The organism is Sphingobacterium sp. UBA5670, assembly GCF_002420705.1.
Taxonomy (GTDB): domain Bacteria; phylum Bacteroidota; class Bacteroidia; order Sphingobacteriales; family Sphingobacteriaceae; genus Sphingobacterium.
Window position 1 is genome coordinate 194,086 of sequence record NZ_DIIM01000003.1, and the last position, 17,275, is coordinate 211,360.

The following is a 17,275-nucleotide window of genomic DNA, read 5'->3' on the forward strand; positions in this document are numbered from 1 at the left end:
GGGCGAGCTGTAAGGCTCGCCTTTTGCTATACCCAAATTAATATTTATATTTCTCCTTCCATTTGTCCCGTAGGCTTTGCCTCAATTTTTCCTCCTGCGAATTTTGCCCAGGCTCGTACAATTTGACACCGCTAATTTCCTTGGGAAGAAATTCCTGGATCACAAAGTTCCCGGGATAGGCATGTGCATAATTGTATTCGGCGCCATAATTTAAGTCCTTCATCAGCTTGGTCGGGGCATTACGGATATGCAAGGGAACGGATAGATCTCCTGTTTGTTTCACCAAGGCCTGTGCCTTATTGATTGCCTCGTAGGAAGCATTGCTTTTGACCGAGGTAGCCAAATAGATCACTGTCTGCGAGAGAATAATACGTGATTCGGGCCATCCAATCACATTAACTGCCTGAAAACAGTTGTTGGCCAACAGTAAGGCATTGGGATTGGCATTGCCAATGTCTTCAGAAGCCAAAATCAACAATCTGCGGGCAATAAACGACGGATCCTCCCCGCCTTCAATCATCCGTGCAAGCCAATACACCGCTGCATTCGGATCAGACCCACGGATCGATTTGATAAAAGCCGATATGATATCGTAATGCTGCTCGCCCGCCTTGTCATAAATGGCCATATTTTGCTGCACCTGTTTCAGGACAAAGGCATTGGTAATTGGCTCTTTGTGCAATATTGAGGCATTGACAACCAGCTCCAGTACATTCAACAATTTACGTGCATCGCCACCAGAAAGCCGCAGTAAGGCCTCATATTCTTCTACTACAATAGCCTGTTTCTGTAGATATTCATCCTCATGTAATGCTTTTTGAATCAAACCAATAAGATCTTCTTCCGAAAGATGCTCCAATACATACACCTGACAACGCGAGAGCAAGGCAGAAATGACCTCGAAAGACGGGTTTTCTGTCGTAGCACCAATAAGTGTCACCAGACCACGCTCAACGGCCCCCAAAAGGGAATCTTGCTGTGACTTGGAAAAGCGGTGAATCTCATCAATAAATAAAATGGGCTGGTCCTGATTAAAGTTCATCAGCCGCTCGGCCTTTTCGATAACTTCACGAATATCTTTCACTCCCGCTTGAATTGCACTTAATGAAAAAAAAGGCCGATCGAGTTCTCGGGCGATTAACAAAGCTAAACTTGTTTTCCCGACCCCTGGAGGCCCCCATAGAATCATGGAAGGGATATTCTTTTGCTGGATGGCATGATAGAGTACCGCGTCTGGCCCAACAATATGCTGTTGTCCCACATAATCGCTCAATTGCCGCGGTCTAAGTCGTTCTGCCAATGGAATTCGTGTTGCCATAACACAAAGTTAAACATTAAAACAGCACAACAGCTAAATATTTTAGCTTTATTCAGCAAATTTCCTCCATTAAATTTTCACAAAGCGATAAGCCTCAAGCTTTCACCAGTTCAGTTTCAGCCCTCATTATTCGCGTATCGATATTACTTTAACATTTTTTCACACAATTTTTCGGCATATTTGCTCTATGATATATGTAAATTGCTTTTGGCAGAACATCATCGAGCGCGCAATTTTATCGAAGTAAGCAGTAGATTGTTCGAATATGCCATTTAGCTAAATTTATGTAAACGTTAATTATAACGTAATCTTTTATGAGAATGACAAAATACTGGATCTCTATATTTACCATCCTGGCCTGGTCCATGAATATACCTAGTCAGGTAATGGCGCAAAGCGCAGACAAGGATTATACAGGCGCAATAAAAAAATACGATGCTTCATTTAAGGGGATTGGTCCCGAGGTCTATTTTTTACCGCCACCGAAAACCGCCAATGAAATATTGGTAGAGAATTATGCGGACAAGAAACCATTTAGCAAAGAAATTGCAAGGCGGCTCCTGCTCCAGCGACTACTATTGCAACTACGAAGCACCAATAACCTGGGACATTTTCAATATTTAATGAATCCATTGCCATCAACAGCGAATGGCTGGAACGATGCAATTGAAGGCCAGAAAAAAGCGCAAAATTGGATTGCGGGCTATGCCCTGTCGAATGAAGCGGCCTTATTTTCCATTAAAAATAACGATAGCAGCAATGCATCAAAATTTCTATATCAGGCACTTTCCCTGGCAAATCGTACCGACAATAGGGATGATATCGCTACCATAAATATGAACATCAGCAATTTTCAGCTATATAGCGGTGACTTTGTTCGCGCCGAGGAGAGCGCACAAAATTATCATACCTATGCGATGACGAGCAAAAGCTATGCGGAGCAGGCCAATGCCTGGCTTTTAATTGCCATGGCCCGGGCGGGCCAGGGAAATTATAAAACTGCCGAAAATAATATTATCCGCAGCGCAATCCCGCTATTCAATAAGGCTAAAGCCTATGAAGGGAAAATCTTTGCCTGGGAAATGCTCGCTGAAATTTATTTTAAACAGAATAAATTTACCGAGGCCCAGTGGTTTCTGCTTCAGGCGCGCGACTTGGCCAATGCAAAAAAATTAAGTAGCGAGCTTGCTGAAATCGAATACTTGCTGGCCTCATCGAAACAGAAGGATGGTAATTACAAAGTGGCGATCAAAGAGTTTGTACAGGCGGCAGAATTGGCTTCAGATGAGAATAATAAACAATTGTCACTCGCTATACTGGACAAACTTGGTGAAGTATACCTTGTTTTAAAAGACTACCCTTCGGCAGATCAGACCTATAAAGCCTATACACAGTTGAAAAATGAACTGTACAATTGAAACAGTTAAAACAATCTGCCTCTTCCATTGGTCTGTTGAAAGAGCAGTTCACAAAGCGATTTTAAGCTTTTTGTAAATATTAAAGGATAAATCAAATAAATTTTTAGATTCTGCGATATTGTGCTACGAATTTCACTAAATTTAGCACGCTTATCAATAAGAGCTGAATATTTTTTAAAAAGAATGATTATTAAAACCGTCGAAAATATGTTTAGGAAACTCATATTTGCACTTTTTGTTGTATCCATTGTTTCTTGTGGTTCAAAACCACGGGTAGCGCTGCCTGAAGATGGAGGACTTAAACCAAGTACACAACATCAGATCATCGCTAAGGAAGTCTCTGGATTATTGGAAAATGCGAGCTACAAAAAGGTCAAAATGAATGATTCGATATCGGGCATTATATACGATAATCTAATCAAAAGTCTGGATCAGGGAAAAAATTACTTGCTTCAATCGGATATTGATGAATTTCAAGCGTACAGAAGCAATCTTGCACAGGATATCAAAAATGGCGATCTTTCTGCGGCATTCCATATTTTCAATGTCTATTCGAAGAGATACCTGGACAGAATGCAATATGCGCTTTCAGAAATCGACAAGAAACAAGATTATACAAAGGATGAGTATTACCAACCTAATCGTGAAAAATTAGGCTGGTTCAAAACGGCAGATGAGGCCAACGACCAATGGCGCAAACGCGTAAAATACGATCTGCTTAACTTAGAAACTGCAAGTGGCAAGTCTACTGATAGTGCGAAGACCAAACAGGTGGAAACACTAAAGAAACGCTATGTCAATTTGATCTCACAGGCGAAGAAAACAAATGCAAACGATGCCTTTCAGGTGGTGATGCAAGCATTGACAGATGCTGTTGACCCGCATACGTCTTATTTTAATCCATCCTTTGCACAGGCATTCAATGAAGGAATGGCCAATACCTTTGAAGGAATCGGAGCAAGGCTTGTCGTCGATAACGAGGCCGTAAGCATCTTCGAAATTATCCCGGGCGGACCAATATTCAAAGACAAGAGCATTCATGTCAATGACAAGATCATTGCGGTTGCCCAAGGAAAAGATGGTGAATTTGAAGACATTATTGGCTGGAGACTCGATGCTGCTGTAGCAAAAATCAAAGGGCCAAAAGGAACAATTGTTCGCCTAAAAATTATACCTGCGGGTCAGCCAATGAACTCTCATCCACGCATTGTCTCTTTAGTACGTGAGAAAATCGTCGTTGAAGAAGAGTCTGCGAAGAAAGAGATCATGAACGTGAAAGGTGCAGACGGAAAAATGTATAAGGTAGGTATCATCAACATTCCTAAATTCTACATGGATTTTGACGCTTACAGAAGACGCGATCCAAACTATAAGAGCACAACGAGAGACGTCAGGTTAATCCTAGACACCTTGAAGCAAGAAAAAGTCGATGCTGTGGTCATCGATCTACGCTTCAATGGCGGCGGATCATTACCTGAGGCAATTGATTTAACAGGTCTATTTATTGACAGAGGTCCAGTTGTACAAGTAAGGGATACAAAAAATAATATCGATGTGGAGGAAGATAAAAATGCCGGTGTATCTTGGGATGGTCCATTAGGTATTATGATCAACCGTTTCTCGGCTTCGGCTTCTGAAATCTTTGCCGGTGCTATCCAGGATTATGGCAGAGGAATTATATTAGGCTCTCAAAGTTATGGTAAAGGAACCGTGCAATCGGCAATCGATATGTCACGTGTTATCAGCCCGACCAGTCGCCTACTATTAAAGGCATCTGGAGAAAAAGATCCTGATACCCCGGAAGGTGCTCCTCAATATGGACAGATCAATATCACATTGGGTAAATTCTACCGTGTAAATGGCAGCAGCACACAACATAAAGGCGTTACTCCTGATATCGTATTCCCGTCTCAATTCTCTGCAGAGAAATTTGGCGAGAGCTCAGAAAAATCAGCGCTCCCTTGGGATCAAATCCAATCGAGCAACTTCAAGAAAGTAGCTGATTTAAGTGCTGTTGACAAAAAATTAGAAACAATGCATGAGGCACGCATCAAAAACTCATTGGAATATAAATATCTGAAAGAAGATATTGAAGAAGCTCAAAAAGATGAGGATGTTAAAATTCCATTGGAGCTGAACAAGTTCAAGAAAGAGAAAGATGACAACCTCAAGAAAAACAGAGACCGCATCAACGCTTTATTGAAATTACAGGGCAAACCGGCTTGGGAAGAAGGAAAATCCCAACCTAAAATTGACCTGGATTTTGTGAAAGACGAAAGTGCCAAGGTGATGACTGACTATATCATCAACTTTGGAACTAAAAAACCGTTATAATTTCATGAGTAGCAGAAGTGATCATTAAGCTAAGAAAAGGCAACCGTCATGACGGTTGCCTTTTTTTATGATTCTCATCACAATGGAAGGGGTTTAACGTTAAATTCACGTTTTCTTTGTAACTTATCACTACATTAATTGTTTTAATCATATACTCCATTGCGCGAGATCTCCATTGTTCATATAGATCATATTCATTTTGGACAACAGCGCAGCAGGTACTAGAAATTAAACATATAAAAAAGAACATCATGAAACGTATTCTCCTGTTAACCGACTTTTCAGACAATGCTCTTCTTGCAGCAAAACAAGTTGCCCTTTGTACAGAGGCCTGGAAGACTGAAAAAGTTATTGTCTACCATACGTACAATAGCGTTACCATTGTCAATAACGAGCCGATTGTTATTGTCAATGATGAGGTCAAAGAGACCAAAGAGAAGGAATTGACTCAGTGGTTTGACCAAATTAGATTGTTGTTTCCACCACAAGTGGAACTATCCCATCAGATGGAAGATATTGATTTACCCATGGGAGTCAGTGACATGTGCAAATCGCACAATATTGACCTTGTCGCACTGGGTATTACAGGACAAACAGGCTTTGCGAAGATCCTGGTAGGAAGTAATGCCATTACATTGATGGATATCTGCAATAAGCCGATGCTTATTGTTTCGCACAAGGTTAATCCTGCTGTTCCCAAAAATGTATTGGCGACAACCGATCTGAAAGAGGTGGACCGAAAATTGGATTTATTCAACCTGGATCAGGTTCTGGATACCTTCCAGGCGCAATTGTATGTTTTGAATGTCGCTAAAAAAGAAGGCTCGGCTGCAGACCTGGCACAGGAACTAAAGCACCTGCACGAGCGCTTAGACAAATATCATCCTATTTACGACTATATCAGCCATGATGATATTACAGAAGGTATAGCCGAATATGCCAAAGAGAAACATATCGATCTCATCCTTTCCTTCCATAAAAAGCAAGGACTACTGGCGAGTCTATTTAAAGCCAGCATATCGAAAAAAATAGCCTGGAATGGTGCCGCGAACTTGCTTGTTATCCCCATGGAGAGGTCATAGGAGAAAATAGCAAAGCCGCAATCTATCATAAATTGCGGCTTTTGTCCGATAGTTCTTCCACAGGGAAGCTTCTTATTTCTTATCAACGGAATGTTTACCAGGTCCGATCAGGATAAGGCCTAAAAACACAAAACATAGTTCAATTGCATGGGATGCGCCGGAGATACCATCCCCTTTGGAAAGGTGCATTAATCCGGCAATGACCATCGTAAAGGCAAGTAACAATGCCGCTGGCCTGAAAAAAAGGCCCAGCAATAAAAATAGACCGCCAACAGTTTCGGTAGCAGCAGCCATAAATCCCCAAAAAGTAGGCATAAAATGAATACCGATATTTCCCATTGATTTACCTACACCAGCCCATAGTTCAGGGCCGCCCTGTAATTTGGGCAGACCGTGCATGATCATCATCACCCCCAGTCCAATACGTAAGATCAACAATCCTGTATCTCTATATTTACCCAATGAATTCCAAATTGCCATAAAAAACGGTTAAATTATTAAAACTTAAATTACCAATCTCCCTAAATTAATGAAATTATTTAATTTGAGCACCCCATAGGATCTGTTATATTCATAAAACTATTGGATTTATGATACTTAATGTGTAATTTAATGGCTATAGACCCGATTATAATGCGATGGAAAAGCACACAAATACCGTCGAAGGCTTGTACAATACCTAGCCGCGGATTATGGATAAACAAATAACGAATAAGGATGAAAAACCTACTCTTGCTAACAGACTTTTCGGACAACGCCTACGCTGCAGCTCGATATGCTGCACAATTAGCTCCACTCTGGGGTATTGAGAAGGTTGTCCTATACCATACCTATGAAGTAATTCCTACTGTGGGCACTGAACCTGTTGTCATCAGCAACTCAGAAATACTGGAAGAAAAGCAAAAAGATCTGAATACCTGGCAGCAGGAGCTGATGTTGCTTTTCCCCGAGGGCATCGCTTGGAAATCAGTACTCGAAGAATATGAACTGAGCTACGGCGTAAACCGCACCTGTGCGGAAGAAGACATTGACCTTGTGATCGTCGGCACTGCAGGTAAAAGCGGAATCAAGAAACTGCTTCTTGGCAGCAATACCCTCAAGCTGATCGAAAATTGTCACACCCCCTTACTGGTGGTCCCTGCCCGGGCAGCGTTCAGAGTACCCAAAAAGATGTTGATCGCAACCAATCTCAAGGAAATAAAACTAAAATTAAACCGCCTTTTGGTTAATGCATCCGAAGTATTGCGCAAAAGTGAGGTCTATGTCGTCCATGTGACCAAGGAAGATCCTACAAATAAAGCGGTAGAAGCCGAGATAACCATTATGCAGGATCTACTGGCCCCCTATCATCCCTTGTATAGCTATATACTCAATGCAGACATTGCATCGGGGATCAACCAATACATCAACGAAAATCATATCGACATGATGGTCACTTTTCACCGCGACAAGGGCTTATTAAGTCGGATATTCAATACGAGTATAGCACAAAAGATGGCCTGGAAAAGCCAGGCTGCCATGATGGTCATTCCGGTACACTCAGGTTAATCAAGATATATAATCGGGCAGAATTCTGTTCAGCGCCTCTTACAAATAAGTTAACTGAACAGAATTCTCTGTAGTTTTCAGCGCGACCTTTCGCCCCAATACAAGAGCATGATTGTCATCAATATGCCCTGCAGGGTAAGCAAATGCTACAGGGAAATCGTACTCTTTGACTTTATCCCAGACGATTTCCTCTACACTTTGCCCAAAAGTTGGATCGTTGTCTTTCATGGCAGAAAAACCACCGACAATCAGACCATTTAATTTTTTGAGTTTTCCAGCACGTTTCAATGCCCAAAGCATTCTGTCTATGGAATAATAAGCTTCACCGACATCTTCAATAAATAATATTTTATTCTTGTAATTGACATCCGAATCGGATGCAAGCACAGACAGTAAGATCGCCAGATTTCCGCCCACCAGTTTTCCTTCTCCCTCGCCTGCACGATTGGGAAATAAGGTTTGCTCGTAGGCAAAGTCCATAGGATGGCCGAACAATGCATTTTGTAAGGTTTCTAAAGATGCTTTGGTCCCGGTTTCGAAAGACTTGGGCATCTGTCCATGTATGGTCGCAACTTTATAATTGCGCTGGATATGGCTATGCAAGACGGTAATATCGCTAAATCCAACCAGCCATTTGGGATGACGTTCAAAATTTGAAAAATCGATTTCATCAACAATACGAACACAGCCATAACCTCCACGTGCTGCAAATACAGCTTTAATCGACGGATCGTCCAGTGCCCATTGCAGATCAGCCGCGCGCAAATCATCATCTCCGGCAAATTGATGGAACGATGTCTCGACTGTCTTCCCCACCACAACCTCCAAGCCCCAGCTTTCCAATGTTTTTATACCTATATCAATGGAGCCGCGGATAAAACTTGCAGGACAAACGATAGCGACTTTATCGCCTTTTTTCAGAAAATCAGGTATTTTGGACATATTTTTTATCGCTAATAATCAAACAAAACCTTCATGATTTCGCAGACATCAACAGCTATGAAAGCGAACTGAAGGTTGTTTCCGGACCTTTTCACTATAAAGTCCGATTATAAATTTTACTTGCTATATGATGCTTATATGTACAAATAAACGTAAATTTATCTAAGTTTTCTACCGCTATTTTGAATAATATTTCGACAGCAACAAGCAAGTAAATAGCAACGCATCTTGATCAGGCTGAAACAATCATAGGGAGCTGTCAGAACAAGAATTCAAGAATAAATTGTTAGATATGGCACGCATTTATATTGCATATAAACAGCAATTTATCTAAGTTTGCCAAAGAAAACAAGTACACACTTTAATATACTTTCAAGCATTGAGTATTCTAGATAAAAAACGTTATACCATCACATCGGCATTACCTTATGCCAATGGTCCTTTACATATCGGACACCTTGCCGGAGCTTATATCCCTGGAGACATCTTTGTTCGCTATCTGCGTCTAAATCAGAAAGATGTAGTCTATGTATGTGGTTCAGATGAGCATGGTGCGGCGATTACCATCCGTGCAAAAAAAGAGGGCATTACCCCACAGCAAATCATTGATAAATACAACAAACAAATCAAAGAAAGCTTTGAAGAGTTTGGCATTTCTTTCGATATCTATCACCGTACATCGGAACCTATCCATCATCAGTTATCCCAGGATTTCTTCTTGAACCTTTACAACAAAGGTGAATTTGTCGAGAAATTTTCCGAGCAATACTATGATGAGGAATACCACCAATTCCTGGCAGACCGCTACATTACGGGAACTTGTCCAAATTGTAAGTCTGAAGGCGCCTATGGTGACCAATGTGAAAAATGTGGTACATCGCTTAGCCCGACAGATCTAATTAATCCGATTTCCACCTTAAGCGGAAAGACACCGGTTCTGAAAGAAACAAAACACTGGTATCTACCTTTGGATAAATATCAGCCTTGGCTTGAAAAATGGCTGATCGAAGGAAAGAAAAATATACTGAAATCCAACGTTTTTGGCCAATGTCAATCTTGGCTTAAATCTGGCTTACAACCGCGTTCAATGACAAGAGATTTGGACTGGGGGGTTGATGTTCCTTTGGCAGAAGCACAGGGCAAGAAACTATATGTATGGCTAGATGCACCGATAGGTTATATTTCAGCAACAAAACAATGGGCTTTAGACCATGGCAAAAACTGGGAAGACTATTGGAAAACGCATGAAAATCCAGCAGACGATTCTACATTGATCCATTTTATCGGAAAAGATAATATTGTTTTCCACTGCATTATCTTTCCGGCAATTCTTCATGCGCACGGTGACTATATTCTACCAGAAAATATTCCTGCAAACGAGTTCCTTAACCTGGAAGGCGACAAACTATCTACTTCTAGAAACCATGCGGTTTGGTTACATGAGTACCTACAGGAATTCCCCGATAAACAAGATGAATTGCGTTATGTCTTGACTTCGATATTACCGGAGACATCGGATGCAGAGTTTACCTGGAAAGATTTCCAAGCTAGGATCAACAATGAGCTTGTTGCCATCTTCGGAAACTTTGTCAATCGGGTAATGGTGCTTTCGCACAAATATTTTGATGGCAAAGTATTAAATGGTTCTCCACTAACAGCTGTAGATCAAGTGGTATTGGATGAACTGAAATCATGCCCTGCTTCGATCAAATCTTCTTTGGAGCAATTCCGTTTCCGTGAGGCTTTGGCAGAATTTATGAATGTCGCTCGTCTCGGCAACAAATATCTTGCAGATGAAGAACCATGGAAAATCATCAAAACAGACGAGGAACGTGTCAAAACAATCTTACATGTAGCTGCTCAGATCGTGGCCAATCTTGCTGTTCTTGCACAGCCGTTCTTACCAAAAACAGCGATCAAATTATTTGAAATGCTCAATTTCCCAAAAGGGAACTGGAATGATGCAGGGTCGGATGCTTTGATCCAAGCTGGACATCAATTGGGTGAAGTGCAATTGTTATTTGACAAAATAACCGATGAACAAGTCGACTTTCAGCTAAACAAACTTGCTGAAGCAAAAGCGAAAAACCTAGCCGATAACGCCAAGGTTGCTCCTGCAAAAGAAAACATCAGCTTCGATGATTTTGTTAAAATGGATATCCGTGTCGGAACTATTGCAGCCGCTGAAAAAGTTGCCAAAACCAAGAAATTACTAAAATTGACGATAGACACCGGCTTAGATACACGTACCGTCGTTTCGGGTATCGCGGAGTTCTTCAGTCCTGAGGAAATCGTAGGCCGTCAAGTATCCATCTTGGTCAATCTTGAGCCTCGTGAAATCAAAGGAATTATGTCACAGGGAATGATCCTGATGGCAGAAGACGCTGATGGTCGACTTGATTTTGTCAAACCAGATACAACCATTAAAGCAGGAAGTACAGTACGCTAATTTAAAACGCACATTCCTTTTATATAAAAACGGGGCTATCCAAGAAAGTTGGATAGCCCCGTTTTTATGCCATTTTATGCGTCGCGCCCTCAGCAGCATTTCAGCTATTCATTCTCGAAGGGTTTGACCAGACTGTTAACCCCTTCGCTTTTTTCTGGTATTACTTTGCTAGAACAGTATACTCTGCAATCGCTTCTTAAACGCCTTCTCATCCAGATAGTCATAAACTGTATCTTTCAGCTTCTTTACGATTTCTGCTCTGGATTCCGCCACAACTTTTTTCTTTTTGGTCAGGACATTCGAAAATGCTGTATTGGTAATTTCGACCTTTGTTGCAAACATATTTACGTTCATACTCGGGATGGATACCCCCATTACCAACCCTGGGAGGCCATGAATAAGTTCGGGACCGCCGGAGATGGGAATTTGTCCCGCAAAAAAAGCGACAACATAGACCGAATCCTGAATAATGCCATTGGCTCTCCGGCAATCGTACCCAGCAATATTACGGTATTCATCGGTATACTTCCATTTTACAGCCGGCAGCGAATCTTTAAGCAGCAGCTGTTCATCTCCAAAGGGGAGCAATTTTAAAAACTCCTGATTCTGGAAATTAATGTAAGTTTTTGAGTCTGGAAGAATGGAATTATAGTGGGTCACATTACGATAATTTGCAGGATAATCTTCCTGTACCGTTTCAAACAGGGTTTCATTATCGTAAAACTTAAGGATATGATGGGTCACAACTTCAGCAGGCCCATTCTTCACCGCATTATCGACCATCAGCTTATCCCAGGTATCTAAATCTGGTTTGCTGAGATAATTACGCTTTAAGAAATTCTGCACATGGAACTTCCGTTCATAAGTCACCGTTCCACTGCTTGGAAAATAAGCGTGTTGTGCATGAGCCGTAGCCGTACACAGTAGTAGGACCCAAACCACCAATTTAATATGCTTTATCATTTGGCATCTCCTTTCATTGTTGTAAAATTGTAGATCACTTTTAGCATTCCATAACGACGCAATACATCGTTACTGGTCTGGATAAATGAAGTTCCATTCTGGTAACGATACACTCCATTATTTTTGTTCAAAATATCATTGACAAATACCTGTAACTCGAGGGACTTATCTTTCAATAATTTTTTGGAAACATAACCATTCATATTAATCATATTAATAGATTCAAGCGTTTTCGTCGCGGCCTGATAATTCTGGTTTGTCGACAGGGAAATTTTGAAATCTTTTGGTAAATAATACGTAATCTCCGAGAACGTCCTAAATTTAAACGTCGTGCGATTTAACTCAGGTTGCAAATAGGAATTCATCTGCTCCACACCAGGACTCATGGAGATGTAAAAGTCCATTTTATTTGCCTTGTATCGACTGAAACCGAGGCTCGGCGCCACACTCCATGTTTGATTTCTATTGAGCTCAGGTGCCTCGTTGTAAGAGGATAAATAGCTAAACTGGCTGTTATACTGCGCATTCATGCCCAGATTCATTTTTAATCCCCATTTTTTCTTCAATACAAAGCTATATCCTCCACCACCATACATACGCCAATTGTCTTTATCAATATTGACGTAGGAAATTTGCTGTGTACCTTTATCTAGATCATAGCGTACGCTATTGTTGATACTTTTCTTTCCTTGATCTGCACTGACATAAAAATAAATACTCTGATCCTTTAACTGCTTGTAGTTATTGAAATTAATGGAATAGGAATTATTAAAGCCCGCTTTCAGATCTGGATTGTCCAAATACTCGACGAGTGGCTGGGCATTTTGTTTCAACGGCTCTATTTGCGTCAACGAAGGCTGGCTCGTGCGGCCGCTGTAGCGGAAGCTCACATTTTTGCTTTTCGAGATTTTGTAGTTGACGGAAAGAACTGGGGCAACAGATGTCTGGTTCCGCTGCAGTATTGTATTCAGGTTGTTGTAGGTTCTCTTGACCTGCTCAAAATCGACTCTATTGCTCACATTTACGGTTAATGTGTTCGACTTGTAATTCAAGGAGGCGTTAACACCATTTTTTAAACTGTTAAAATCAAAATCATTTAACAGGTTTTCATCGAGTACCGTATATTTTCCTGTAACCGGATCTCTATCAAATGATTGATTGAGTGTTTCCGATTGATTCTGATTGAAGGCATAACCGATTGCAGCTGTCAACCTTTTAGACAAAGGCTCTGAATAGGTTACTGAAGCACCGTAAGTATTGTTGGTCAACTTATCATTTTTATATTGGTCGATCAAGGTTGTATCTCCGGAAATTTGAAAGAAGTTTTCCGAAAAATACTGTGTTTTGTTGCGATTTTGATCAGTATTTGCATTGACATTGAAAGTAATGGAGCGAAGGTCCTTTTTGAAACGACGTGTAAGCATCGCATTTACATTAAACTTATCCTGATCGTTATTTAAATCTGTCTTGGACGAAGTCCTTGTTATCAATGTGCCATCCAATTTACGCTGATCTGCTTCGGAATTGGATAAATTGTCGCGGCTAGATTTGGTGAATCCCATAGTGACCGTCAGGTCAGCAAGTGAATCCAGCTTGTAATCATACCTTACATTCGCAATATTTGCCTGTGTTTCGGTTTCAGATGTTGTCACATTATTATCAACCTGCGCGCGTTCAGGAAGATTGTTCTGCGCATTATAGGTACTTGTATTAGTGACATTGATCTGATTCCGTTTGAAGTTGACATTGATCTTATGCTTATCATCTTTGGATTTATCCGAATAGCTTGCCCCCATATTGACAGCTTTGGGTACACCGCCGCCATAATATTGACCATCCCATCCCCCATCAGAACCATCGCCACTAGAAGATACCATAATGCCGCCGCCATCCATCATTTGCACATTACTGCTTCCGCCAACACCGTATTTCTGACTATCTTCAAATCCTAGGCCGACCATACCATCATTGGCCAGGATACCATAGGCTGCTATTTTTTGCGAACCCTTAAATTTATTGAGCATGACTTTGCCGCCATAATACTTATCTGTCCCCGCTCCCGCGACTGCCTGACCGAACATCCCCTTTTTCTTATCTTCTTTGAGCTTGATATCAATCGTCTGCGTACGTTCTCCGTCATCCACGCCCGTACGGACGGCTAGATCAGATTTCTTTTCATAGACCTGCACTTTGCTGACCATATCTGACCGGATGTTTTTGGTGATCAACGTGGGGTCATCGCCAAAAAACTCTTCCCCGTCAAGCAATACCTTTTTCACTTCCTTCCCCTGTGCGATAATCTTACCCGATCCATCCATGGTAATACCGGGCAATACCTTCAGCAGGTCTTCCACTTTGGCATCTTTCTCTACTTTAAAACTAGCTGCATCATATTCTATTGTATCGCCTTTGATCACCACAGGAATTTTACCATTCACCTGAACCTCTTCCAAGAGCAAAGCCGCTTTAGACAGTTTTACCATACCAAGATCCATGTCTTGAGCATCGATACGAATATCTTTGACTAAGTCTGCATATTGGGGATAGGAAACGACCATTTTATAGGTACCGGTATCGAGATTAGCGATTTGGAATGATCCATTTTCCTTTGTTCGACCAAATTTTACCAGAATCGAATCTTTGGGGTTAAGCAGCGCGACTGAAGCTTGATGTAGTTTTGCAAGATCTTTAACATCTACCACCGACCCGACCAGTTTATGCTGCGCATAGGAATGGGAACTCAGGACAGAAAGTAAAAGAAACAAAACTAGGGAATAGGTTAGTTTCATAAATTTTCGTTTATATATTGTCGACGTAAATATATAAATGTTGCTACGGAAAATTCGTAAAATAATGTTAAATAATTGTATGATTAATAAAGAAACGTAATTCAGAATAAACAAAAGGCCCTAATCGCCTTTATTCTAACGATTTCCTCTTAAAAAAAGAGGCGTAACTTGTTTGTTACGCCTCAACTATAAATAGAAAAATATATTTATTTACTTTAATCTACATTTAAGTTCAATTCTTTTTCCTTATTGATTAAATGGGCAATACTTGTATCGTTCAAAATTTGTAGCATGGCATTTCTCACCTCAACAAAAGTATCGCGTATGCCACATGCGTGCTCCTGCGTACATTCCTCACATGACCGGTAGAAGTTTAAACTCACACAGGGTAGCAAGGCTATCGGTCCATCAATCAGGCGCATAACCTGGGATAAGAAAACATCTTCAGGAGCCTTATTGAGACTGTAACCACCGCCAGCACCTTTTTTGCTGTAGAGAATTCCAGCATTTCGCATCTCCAGTAGAATTTGTTCCAAGAACTTTTTTGGAATATTCTCCTCCTGCGCAATCTTCACGATTTGCATAGGCTCGTTCCCGTAGTTACGACCAAGCACCATTAGTGCCTTTATTGCATATTTTGTCTTTTTGGAAAGCATAGTTTGTTAACCCCCTGTTGAATTGCAAATTTACGTTTTTTATTCAATAGAATAAAACCGGCATGATTTCGTAGGCAACAATAGCCCGCTTATTGTCCCAATACCGCCGTGATCGGTTTCCCGATACTACCATTAGGTTCGGTAATGTGCAATAGCGACGAAATTGTCGGCGCAATATCCACAATATGCACCTCTGTATTAGATACACCTGGTTTAATTCCCCAACCCATAAATACCAAAGGAATATGGGAATCATAGCCAGACCAAGTACCGTGTGTCGTACCAGTTGAGCGCGGTGTACCATCGTACCACTGCGGCTCACAGACAATCTGTATGGCACCACTGCGTTTAAAGTTGTAGCCATTGATCATTTTTTCACGGATAGGTGCTGGAATCATCAGGCTTTCTCCCTTCTCCATATCAGCAACATAAGCGACACCTTCTGTGTGGCGAAGCTCCCGAATAATCGTCTCTTTTATTTTATCACGATCCAGATTCAAAGAATCGATCAATTGATTGTTTAAATGTACCTGATAATTCATCATGCTTTTCACCAGCTTCTCCTGTCCAAATTTCTCTTTAAGGGTTTTGTTAAGCCCTGTAATGATCTGGCGGGAATAGAAATAACCACCATTGCCTTTCATATCCATAAAGAATCTGGAGTTATAAGAAGCACCGTGATCTGCCGTCAGAAAAAAGGTATAGTTTCCTTTGCCGACGGTGTTATCCAGGTACTTGAAAAAATCAGCAAGCTGTTTATCAAGTTGCAGATAGATATCTTCAATCTCGACAGCAGTCAATGAATAACGGTGTCCAACGTAATCTGTTGCTGAAAGGCTCACACAAAGGAAATCCGTATTTTTAGTAGGGTTATTCCCCATCTGCTCATTTTTAATGGCTTCCATCGCGAGATCTAAGGTAAACTGATTTCCCATCGGTGTGGTTTTGATCAGTTCATAGCCCTCATCTTTCATTAGCTTAGAAGTCGCGCGCGGCAATGTCGGTTTGTCCTCACCCGGATACTTGCCCTCATAGATATTATCATCGGCAATACTGTTAGCGCCATAAGTACTGATATCGTACATAGGCTTCCAGTCGCCTTTTAGGTACTTTTCAGCTAATTTACGCTTATTGAAGTCTACCACCCATTTTGGCAATTTATCCATGTAGAAATTAGATGTGATCCAATCGCCGGATTTTGCTTCGAACCAATATGCCGCATCTGCAAAGTGCCCCGCTGGCAAAATACCACCGCGATCTTTGATTGCGATACCGATCACCTTAGACTTAAAGTTAGAAGCTAGCTTCAATTGGTCAGTTACAGTAGATGCAAGCAAATTACGTGGCGACTGCTGCCCCTCTTTAGCGGTAGTACCTACACCGACAACATTGTCGTCCTGCGTACAATACATGTTCTTACCAGTCTGCTCTTCAATCCAGTCATTACCCGCAATACCATGAATGGAGGGAACCGACCCCGTATAAACAGAGCTGTGTCCAATGGCTGTATAGGTCGGAATATAATTAATCAATGTGTTTTCACAGGAGAATCCTTCTTTCAAAAGTCGTTTGAAACCATCATTCCCATAGCGATCCGCAAAGCGATATAAATAATCCCAACGCATTTGGTCCACCATCAGGCCGACAACCAATTTTGGTCTTTCCGGTTGCTGCGCCATGGACGAAAGCGCCGCTATTCCAAGGACGACACTTAAAAAAAATCTTTTAATCATATTTATAAGTATTGAGTATTGAGATATTTTTACGTATTAAATA

Annotated in this window: 12 protein-coding genes; 5 read left to right on the forward strand and 7 right to left on the reverse strand. The window is 41.2% G+C overall.

The genetic code is table 11. The features are described 5' to 3' along the window. Positions 1-37 precede the first annotated feature (37 nt). Positions 38-1,318 carry a replication-associated recombination protein A gene (locus tag B3C94_RS03655; protein WP_293899197.1) on the reverse strand — a complete coding sequence of 427 codons (1,281 nt, stop codon included), beginning with the start codon at positions 1,316-1,318 and terminating at the stop codon, positions 38-40. 314 nt (positions 1,319-1,632) lie between these two features. Between B3C94_RS03655 and B3C94_RS03660 the strand changes: the two genes are divergently transcribed. From B3C94_RS03660 to B3C94_RS03670, 3 genes are all read left to right on the forward strand, one after another. Next, the gene (locus B3C94_RS03660) at positions 1,633-2,736 is read left to right on the forward strand and encodes a tetratricopeptide repeat protein (RefSeq protein ID WP_293899200.1); all 1,104 of its coding nucleotides are present in this window, start codon (positions 1,633-1,635) and stop codon (positions 2,734-2,736) included. A 207-nt stretch (positions 2,737-2,943) separates the two neighbouring features. Further along, entirely contained in the window at positions 2,944-5,070 is a 2,127-nt protein-coding gene (locus B3C94_RS03665) for a carboxy terminal-processing peptidase (protein WP_293899202.1), read from the forward strand. 251 nt (positions 5,071-5,321) lie between these two features. Next, entirely contained in the window at positions 5,322-6,152 is an 831-nt protein-coding gene (locus B3C94_RS03670; RefSeq protein WP_293899204.1) for a universal stress protein, read from the forward strand. A 72-nt stretch (positions 6,153-6,224) separates the two neighbouring features. Here the strand turns inward: B3C94_RS03670 and B3C94_RS03675 are convergent, their stop codons facing one another. Then, positions 6,225-6,632 (reverse strand): DoxX family protein, encoded by a 408-nt coding sequence (locus B3C94_RS03675; RefSeq protein WP_286894816.1) that lies wholly within the window; start codon positions 6,630-6,632, stop codon positions 6,225-6,227. A gap of 237 nt (positions 6,633-6,869) precedes the next feature. Here B3C94_RS03675 and B3C94_RS03680 point away from each other — a divergent pair, with 237 nt between their 5' ends. After that, positions 6,870-7,700 carry a universal stress protein gene (locus tag B3C94_RS03680; protein WP_293899209.1) on the forward strand — a complete coding sequence of 277 codons (831 nt, stop codon included), beginning with the start codon at positions 6,870-6,872 and terminating at the stop codon, positions 7,698-7,700. A gap of 39 nt (positions 7,701-7,739) precedes the next feature. Here B3C94_RS03680 and B3C94_RS03685 read toward each other — a convergent pair whose 3' ends face one another. Next, the gene (locus tag B3C94_RS03685) at positions 7,740-8,642 is read right to left on the reverse strand and encodes a S66 peptidase family protein (protein ID WP_293899212.1); all 903 of its coding nucleotides are present in this window, start codon (positions 8,640-8,642) and stop codon (positions 7,740-7,742) included. A gap of 379 nt (positions 8,643-9,021) precedes the next feature. On the opposite strand from B3C94_RS03685, the gene metG reads away from it, so the two are divergent. Beyond that, positions 9,022-11,091, forward strand: a complete 2,070-nt coding sequence (gene metG, locus B3C94_RS03690; protein ID WP_293899215.1) for a methionine--tRNA ligase — start codon at positions 9,022-9,024, stop codon at positions 11,089-11,091. A 168-nt stretch (positions 11,092-11,259) separates the two neighbouring features. On the opposite strand, the gene B3C94_RS03695 is transcribed toward metG, so the two are convergent. The 4 genes from B3C94_RS03695 to pafA form a co-directional block, all read right to left on the reverse strand. After that, positions 11,260-12,054, reverse strand: coding sequence for a GLPGLI family protein (locus B3C94_RS03695; protein ID WP_293899218.1), 795 nt, complete (start codon positions 12,052-12,054; stop codon positions 11,260-11,262). Beyond that, positions 12,051-14,843: an outer membrane beta-barrel protein gene (locus tag B3C94_RS03700; protein ID WP_293899221.1), complete on the reverse strand. Its 2,793-nt coding sequence runs from the start codon at positions 14,841-14,843 to the stop codon at positions 12,051-12,053. Before B3C94_RS03700 ends, B3C94_RS03695 begins: the two co-directional genes overlap by 4 nt. Positions 14,844-15,058: 215 nt before the next feature. Next, positions 15,059-15,499 carry an RrF2 family transcriptional regulator gene (locus B3C94_RS03705; protein WP_046673766.1) on the reverse strand — a complete coding sequence of 147 codons (441 nt, stop codon included), beginning with the start codon at positions 15,497-15,499 and terminating at the stop codon, positions 15,059-15,061. A gap of 89 nt (positions 15,500-15,588) precedes the next feature. Next, positions 15,589-17,232 (reverse strand): alkaline phosphatase PafA, encoded by a 1,644-nt coding sequence (gene pafA, locus B3C94_RS03710; RefSeq protein WP_293899224.1) that lies wholly within the window; start codon positions 17,230-17,232, stop codon positions 15,589-15,591. Between the last annotated feature and the right edge of the window lie 43 nt (positions 17,233-17,275).

Bases quoted from the DNA above. Each gene is read 5' to 3' on its own strand.
- B3C94_RS03655 (WP_293899197.1), bottom strand. From the start codon at position 1,318: ATGGCAACACGAATTCCATTGGCAGAACGACTTAGACCGCGGCAATTG.
- B3C94_RS03660 (WP_293899200.1), top strand. From the start codon at position 1,633: ATGAGAATGACAAAATACTGGATCTCTATATTTACCATCCTGGCCTGG.
- B3C94_RS03665 (WP_293899202.1), top strand. From the start codon at position 2,944: ATGTTTAGGAAACTCATATTTGCACTTTTTGTTGTATCCATTGTTTCT.
- B3C94_RS03670 (WP_293899204.1), top strand. From the start codon at position 5,322: ATGAAACGTATTCTCCTGTTAACCGACTTTTCAGACAATGCTCTTCTT.
- B3C94_RS03675 (WP_286894816.1), bottom strand. From the start codon at position 6,632: ATGGCAATTTGGAATTCATTGGGTAAATATAGAGATACAGGATTGTTG.
- B3C94_RS03680 (WP_293899209.1), top strand. From the start codon at position 6,870: ATGAAAAACCTACTCTTGCTAACAGACTTTTCGGACAACGCCTACGCT.
- B3C94_RS03685 (WP_293899212.1), bottom strand. From the start codon at position 8,642: ATGTCCAAAATACCTGATTTTCTGAAAAAAGGCGATAAAGTCGCTATC.
- B3C94_RS03695 (WP_293899218.1), bottom strand. From the start codon at position 12,054: ATGATAAAGCATATTAAATTGGTGGTTTGGGTCCTACTACTGTGTACG.
- B3C94_RS03700 (WP_293899221.1), bottom strand. From the start codon at position 14,843: ATGAAACTAACCTATTCCCTAGTTTTGTTTCTTTTACTTTCTGTCCTG.
- B3C94_RS03705 (WP_046673766.1), bottom strand. From the start codon at position 15,499: ATGCTTTCCAAAAAGACAAAATATGCAATAAAGGCACTAATGGTGCTT.
- pafA (WP_293899224.1), bottom strand. From the start codon at position 17,232: ATGATTAAAAGATTTTTTTTAAGTGTCGTCCTTGGAATAGCGGCGCTT.